Raw genomic sequence first — 1,976 nt, 5'->3', positions numbered from 1 at the left:
TCGGGTGCTCAGGATTGTTCACCGCATCGAACTCCTCGGTCTGGTTCTCGGGGTAGTTCTCGATGACCACCTTGAGCGGCCGCAGCACGGCCATCACGCGCGGCACGCGCTTGTTCAGGTCCTCGCGGACGCAGTGCTCCAGCAGCTCGTAGTCAATCACCGTGTCGGCCTTGGCCACGCCGATCCGTCTGAGGAACTCGCGGATTGCCTCGGGCGGGAACCCGCGCCGCCTCATCCCGGATAGAGTCGGCATCCTTGGGTCGTCCCAATCCTGCACCACGCCCTGCTCGACCATGTCGAGCAGCCGGCGCTTGCTCATCACGGTGTAGGTCAGATTCAGGCGGGCGAACTCAATCTGGCGCGACGGGAAGATGCCGAGCTCGCGGATGAACCATTCGTAGAGCGGCCGGTGGTCCTCGAACTCAAGCGAGCAAAGTGAGTGGGTGATTCCTTCCAACGAGTCAGACTGACCGTGTGCGTAGTCGTAGGTCGGGTAGATGCACCACTCGTCTCCGGTCCGGTGGTGGTGCGCCCGCATGATGCGGTACATCACCGGGTCGCGCAGGTTGAGATTCGGCGAGGCCATGTCAATCTTCGCCCGCAGCGTGCGCGAACCATCCGGGAACTCGCCCCCGCGCATCCCACCGAACAAGTCCAGGTTCTCCTCGACCGAGCGGCCGCGATGCGGCGACTCGCGTCCCGGCTGAGTCAGCGTCCCGCGATACTCTCTGACCTGGTCGGCATTCAGGTCGCAGACGTAGGCTTTGCCCGCCTTGATGAGTTGAACCGCCCATTGGTAGAGCTGCTCAAAATAGCCCGAGGCGTAGTATTCGCGCTCTTCCCAGTCATATCCGAGCCAGCGGATGTCCTCTTTGATGGCATCTACGTATTCGGTCTCTTCCTTGGTCGGGTTGGTGTCATCAAACCTCAGATTGCACTTGCCGCCGTACTTCTGCGCCATACCGAAATCGATGCTGATTGCCTTGGCGTGCCCGATGTGCAGTCGTCCGTTGGGCTCGGGCGGGAACCGGGTGTGGACGTGGTCAAACCGGCCCGATGCGAGGTCGTCCTCGATTGCCTCCTCGATGAAATTCCTTGGTACGCGGTCCTCAGGCATTGGTTCCTTTCTTGCCGTGAAGCGGGCAGTCACACCTGCGCGTAACGTCGGTCGTCCCCCACGCCTCGACGAACGTGTAGTCACAGGTGCACCCGGAATCGCGGAACTCACGGATCCGGCGTTCATAGCGGCTCCTGCCGGAGCGTATGGCAATCCTCGACACCACATACGCGAGGAAGGCGCAAACAACGACAATGACGAACGCAAGTATGCTGACACTACCCTCTGACATCGCTATCTCCTTTCTGAAGCCCTGCGCAGGGCGCACTCGATGCGGACGCGGCAGCTCTCTCGGCCGAGGATCGCCAGCGTCTCGTACAGCCCGAATCCCACGGCCTTGCCGGTCACGGCCATCCGGAGCACGTGGATTATCTGCCCCACACTGATGCCCTTCGCCGCCACGAACTGCTGCAGAAGTCCTTCAAGGCTCCGGGCGCCGAACGGCTCGAGCGTTGCGAGTTGCCCGGTGAACTCCGTGAGCAGCTCGGCCGCGCCTGGTCTGCCGAACACCTTATCAAAACCCTTCTCGTCAAAGACCACCTTGTCGTCTGGCACAAAGAAATCGGTGTAGTCGAGGATGTCCCCGGTGACCTTGATGCGGTCGCCCGCTGCCGTGATGATTGCCGCGACCTTGTCCGGAGCGGCAACCAGCCCGGCCTTCTCGAGAAACGGCAGGCAGAGTTCGACCCTCTTGTCGACCGGCAGGGCCAGCATGTGCCTGACCTCGAATGCCATCAGTTTGCCCGGGTCGAAACTCGCGGCTGACTTGTTCACCCGCTCGAGGGAGAAGCTCTTCACCAGTTCTTCGCGGGTGAAGTCTTCGGTCTTGTCGTCAAGCGCCCAGCCGAGCAGAGCCATG

2 protein-coding genes are annotated in these 1,976 nt (G+C 61.8%); both read right to left on the bottom strand.

Going from position 1 to position 1,976, the window contains the following annotated elements:
- Window positions 1-1,117, bottom strand: a 1,117-nt coding sequence (glnS, locus tag FJY68_14310; GenBank protein ID MBM3332994.1) for a glutamine--tRNA ligase, incomplete at its 3' end; no start/stop codon positions are given.
- A complete protein-coding gene (locus FJY68_14305) occupies window positions 1,110-1,349 on the bottom strand; it encodes a hypothetical protein (protein ID MBM3332993.1) in 240 nt (79 codons plus the stop codon). The genes glnS and FJY68_14305, both read right to left, overlap by 8 nt.
- Window positions 1,350-1,976 lie beyond the last annotated feature (627 nt).

It is taken from the genome of candidate division WOR-3 bacterium, assembly GCA_016867815.1.
Taxonomy (GTDB): Bacteria; Hydrothermota; Tepidihabitantia; order Tepidihabitantales; family Tepidihabitantaceae; genus UBA2258.
This window is presented reverse-complemented; position numbering and strand designations above follow the sequence as displayed.